4 protein-coding genes are annotated in these 4,439 nt (G+C 64.1%); 3 read left to right on the plus strand and 1 reads right to left on the minus strand.

The annotated features are described in order from the left end of the window. On the plus strand, positions 1-197 hold a 197-nt coding region (locus tag VEK15_22420), incomplete at its 5' end, for a di-heme oxidoredictase family protein (GenBank protein HXV63473.1). Between the two features lie 15 nt (positions 198-212). On the opposite strand, the gene VEK15_22425 is transcribed toward VEK15_22420, so the two are convergent. Beyond that, positions 213-2,027, minus strand: coding sequence for a GWxTD domain-containing protein (locus VEK15_22425; protein HXV63474.1), 1,815 nt, complete (start codon positions 2,025-2,027; stop codon positions 213-215). Between VEK15_22425 and VEK15_22430 the strand changes: the two genes are divergently transcribed. Both VEK15_22430 and VEK15_22435 read left to right on the plus strand, forming a co-directional pair. Further along, positions 2,026-3,411, plus strand: coding sequence for an amidohydrolase (locus VEK15_22430; GenBank protein ID HXV63475.1), 1,386 nt, complete (start codon positions 2,026-2,028; stop codon positions 3,409-3,411). The two genes, VEK15_22425 and VEK15_22430, sit on opposite strands and share 2 nt — an antisense overlap. Next, positions 3,408-4,394, plus strand: coding sequence for a hypothetical protein (locus VEK15_22435; GenBank protein ID HXV63476.1), 987 nt, complete (start codon positions 3,408-3,410; stop codon positions 4,392-4,394). The genes VEK15_22430 and VEK15_22435 overlap by 4 nt, the downstream gene beginning before the upstream one ends. Positions 4,395-4,439 lie beyond the last annotated feature (45 nt).

Below are 4,439 nucleotides of genomic sequence, written 5' to 3' on the forward strand. Positions count from 1 at the left end.
ATCTCCACGACGACCGCGCCGGCACGCTCCGAGAGGCGATCTTGCTGCATGGAGAGGACTCCCCGCCGCCGTCTGGCGATCCCGCTCGGAGCGAAGCTCAGGAGGCGCGCGACGGCTTCGCTGCGCTAACGAGCGACGAGCAGTCGGCGGTGATCACTTTTTTGAAGAGTCTCGTGAACTTCTCACCCGACAAGTGAGCCGGCGCACCACTTTTATCGGGCTCGGACGGTGAATGGGCTCTCGCGCTCCGCGACCTCTCCGGTGGTCTCGTCGCTGATTCGCGCCCGTAGCACGTAGTTGCCCGGAGGAAAGCTCGCGAGCGAGATCTCACTGCGAACGGACACCTCGCCGCCTCCTCCCGGACGGTGGTGCGAGGGGGCAACCTTCGAGAAGAGCCTTCCGTCCTTCAGAAGAAAGAACTCCACCCGGATGCGGGCGTCGTCCTCGAGTCCATAAGCCTCGACGTATGCCGTGAGCGTTCGTCCCGAGAGGAAACTCTTGGCGAGATTCGGGACGAGGCGAACGTCACCGAACTGGAACGGCGCCCTCTCCGCCTGACCGGAAGCCGGGGCCTGGACGGCGGCGCTCGCGAGAAGGAGGCTCGAAAGGGTGAGTGTTCCACTCTCGATGGTCGGTACCGAGACCTTCGAGCTTATTTGACCCACGGCTCCGCTCGGATTGTCCCGCACTGTGGCAAGAAGCTCGTACTCACCCGGCGGGAGCCGGATCGAGGCATCGTAGAGCAGCTCGCTCCGCCGGTAGTCATCAATCGCTTCTTTGTCGAGACTGACTTCGATGCGGTCCTCGAGCGCCTTCTCGATCCCGTTCACCTGGTACTGGACCACCAAGTCCACGTGATACCGGTAGCGGTCCTCGAATGGCTCCGGGGTCAGCCGTGCGTAGGGAACCGAAAGCGTGACCGGCACGACCGCGGAGCTTTCACCCGCGTGGAACACGGAGGCTTCGACGAGGACGGGGATAGTGGGGAAGCGCACGCTCGCCTCGGTCACCGCGCGGATACCTCCTTGCGTGAGCCGTGGGATCTTTGCGATCTCCTGGAGATCGCGCTCGAGGTCGAACCGGTCGGTCGCGAGCCGCGTGGGGTTGATCTCCGTCCTCAAGCCCGTGGTCTGGTCCATGAGCGTGCCCCCAGAACGCATCAGCCCGATGGCCTCGAGCTCGCTCATCGCGTATCCGAGGTTCGTCCTCAACGGAGCGACCACGTCGAGGTTCGAGGAGGAAACGATCTCGAACCGGCCCGTCGTCGTAAAGTCGACGAAGGCGATGTCCATGGACGCGGGAAGCCTCGGGTTGCGCGCGTTGTTGTAGGTCCAAATCTCGGACGGACGCTCGAAGGCGGTGCGGCCCGCAGGATTTCGCTCGATGGTGTTGGGCGCCCCAAGTAGAATGTAGATCTTGCCTCGATCCGTCGCCCAACCTGGCGTCCCCGCGCCGAAGTTCTGAAGGGCGTAGGCGAACCGTCGCGCGTGCTCGTCACGCGCCTCGTTGGGAGGCGATTCGGGAGTGGGGTCGCGCCGCCTCCAGAACGATTCGATGAACGCGAGCTTCTCCGCGGGATCGCTCAACGACTCGAAGAGCGCTTTCTCTTCCCGGGAGATGATCCATCTTACGTACTCGTCGAGCCAGCGATCGAGAAGCTCGTCGATCCGGGACATGTCCTCGAACGTAACGAAGCTGAACGTATCGCCGGGGGCGAACGGCGTGGCTCCTACCTCGATGCGAAAAGAGACGCGCGTTTTTTCCTCTCGGTAGACCTCTCCCACCCTTACTTCGCCCGGGCGTGCCGGCTCGCCCGAGCGGTAGACCTCGAAGACCGCTCCCTCCCCGACGCGGGCACACTGGACAACGAAGAATTCCAGGGATACGTTTTCGGGTACTTCGAGAAGGACGAGCCGGCCGTCCCCTTCGCCGCGGAAGGTGGGCGCGGACGCCCTCGCCGCCGGGTTGGCGGCAGACAGGGAGCTGAAAAAGGCAATGAAGGTGGAAGCGATGAGGAGAAGGTTCATGGCCTGGAAACGAGCCGAGTCTAGCACGCTCGCCGCGATCGTCCTGGCGGGATCGATGGCGGCGGCTCAGGAGCCCCCCGATCTGCTCATCGCCGGAGGCACGGTGGTCACCATGGACGACGAGCTCCGCGTCCTCGAGGACGGCGCTCTCGTGATCGACGGTTCCCGCATCGTCTCGGTCCTCGCTTCGGGAGTGCCGGTCCCGGAGGCCAAAGAGAGAATCGACGCTTCGGGAATGCTCGTCGTTCCCGGCCTGGTCAATACCCACGGGCACGTCCCGATGTCGCTGCTTCGAGGTCTCGCCGACGACATGAAGCTCATGGAGTGGCTGAACGACTTCATCTTTCCCGCCGAGGCGAGAAACGTCGACGAGGAGTTCTGCTACTGGGGAACGCTCCTTTCCGCGATCGAGATGGCGCGGAGCGGCACGACGACCTTCACCGACATGTACTATTTCGAGGAGACGATCGCGAAGGCCGTCGATGAGGCAGGCCTCCGCGCCGTTCTCGGGCAGACGATCATCGGGTTCCCCGCCCCTGACTTCGAGACGACGGAGGAAGCCCTCCGGGCCACCGAGGCCTTCGTCGTCAAGTGGAAGGACCACCCCCGAGTCGTCCCTTCGGTCGCGCCGCACGCTCTCTACACCACCGATATCGAGGTCGTGGTCCGAGCGCGCGAGCTCTCTCGACGCTACCAGGTCCCCTTCCAGCTCCACGCCCACGAGTCGCCGGAGGAGGACGAGGCGGTTCGGGCGAAATACGGAGAAACGACGGCGACGCTCCTCGAGGAGAGGAACCTCCTCGGGCCGGGGATGATCCTTCATCACGCGATCACCTTGAGCGATCCCGATATCGCGCTTCTCGCCGAGAGAGGGGCCGCCGTGTCTCACAATCCCGAGAGCAACATGAAGGGGGCCTCGGGGCTCGCGCGAGTTCCCGACCTTCTGGCGCGCGGGGTCGTCGTGGGGCTCGGGACCGACGGTCCGGCAAGCAACAACAATCTCGACCTATTCGAAGAGATGGACACCGCCGCCAAGGTTCACAAGCTCGTCCGCTCCGATCCCACGGTGATGCCGGCGAAGGAGGTCTTCCGTATGGCAACCCGCGGCGGCGCGAAAGCGCTCGGGCTCGACGCGCTCGTGGGCTCGCTCGAGCCGGGAAAGCGGGCGGACGTCGTCCTCATCGACGTTCAGGTGCCGGAGCTCACGCCGATGTACGATGTCTACTCCCACCTGGTCTACGCCATCAAGGGAGCTCACGTGAAGACGGTCGTAGTCGACGGACGGGTGGTCGTGCGCGATCGAAAGATGATCACTCTCGACGAGACGGCGGTCATGGAGAAAGCACGCGCGATCCAGGCCCGTATCCGGGAGAGTCTCAAATGAGAGGTGCCATTCTCACGCTCGCTTGGCTCATGCTCGCCTGCGAGACGAGTGATACGAGCGGATGGAAGATGGTGGAACCGATGGGGGATCCCGAGCTCGAACGGCAAATCTTTCGCGCCCTCGACGCCGCGGCCTCTGTAGGCACGTATCCACCGCTTTCGAACTTCCAGGTGCGTACTGCAACCGTGATCGATGACCGTGTCGTGGTGGGGGGGAACACCGAGTACCACGTCCCGGAAGCGATTCACGGAGAGTCCGCTCTGGTGAATCACGCCATCGGGCTTTTCGGTCCCGAGGCGACGCGCGAGAAGGTCCGCTTCATCGCCTACTATACCGAGCGCTGCGGGGACAGCCTGTCGTGTGGCGATTGCCGGGATTATCAGGTAGCGACTCTCGACGTCGAGAGGCTTCTCGCAATCTGCGGCGAGAGCTCGACGGGCCTTGTCCACGTCCGCCCCTTCCGGGACGCTCTCGTCTCCGAGGAAAGATTTCCCGAGGTCGCCGCGTCCGAGATTCCCCTCTCGCCCGACGTCATCGAACGCCTCGTCACCGAAGCAACGCGGGCGCGCGAGGGAGGGGTCGATCTCTTTACCGTGAGCGAGCACCATGCCGGAGCCGCAGCCATCTCGTACTCGGGCGCCTTTTACCGCGCCGCCGGAGTCGACGATGCCGCCTTTCACTATCGGTATCCCATCGGCGGTCTCTTGCAACAGGCGGCAACGGAGAGGGACTACTTCCTCGAAGCGGTCGTGGTCGTGGGAGAAAAGGGCGCCTGGCCGCGGGTGAGCTACCGCGACCGCCAGTATGGCTACGAGTTCTCGAGCTTCAACCTAAAGCAAGGACGGCCCCCGATTCGCCTCATCCTGACCGACGGAAGCGGACACTTCCGCCTCACGACGTTCGAGGAATCGCTGCCGCATGCCTTCAGCACCGCGAGCTTCATGCCCGGCCGGGTGGACGAGTTCCTCGCAGGAAAGAGGTGAACAGCATCGCCTCGTCACGATCGCACGGCCCCTTGCCCCTGGCCT

Source organism: Vicinamibacteria bacterium (assembly GCA_035620555.1).
Classification (GTDB): domain Bacteria; phylum Acidobacteriota; class Vicinamibacteria; order Marinacidobacterales; family SMYC01; genus DASPGQ01.

Coding starts and splice junctions, on each gene's coding strand:
- VEK15_22430 (HXV63475.1), top strand. CDS start 2,026: ATGGCCTGGAAACGAGCCGAGTCTAGCACGCTCGCCGCGATCGTCCTG.
- VEK15_22425 (HXV63474.1), bottom strand. CDS start 2,027: ATGAACCTTCTCCTCATCGCTTCCACCTTCATTGCCTTTTTCAGCTCC.
- VEK15_22435 (HXV63476.1), top strand. CDS start 3,408: ATGAGAGGTGCCATTCTCACGCTCGCTTGGCTCATGCTCGCCTGCGAG.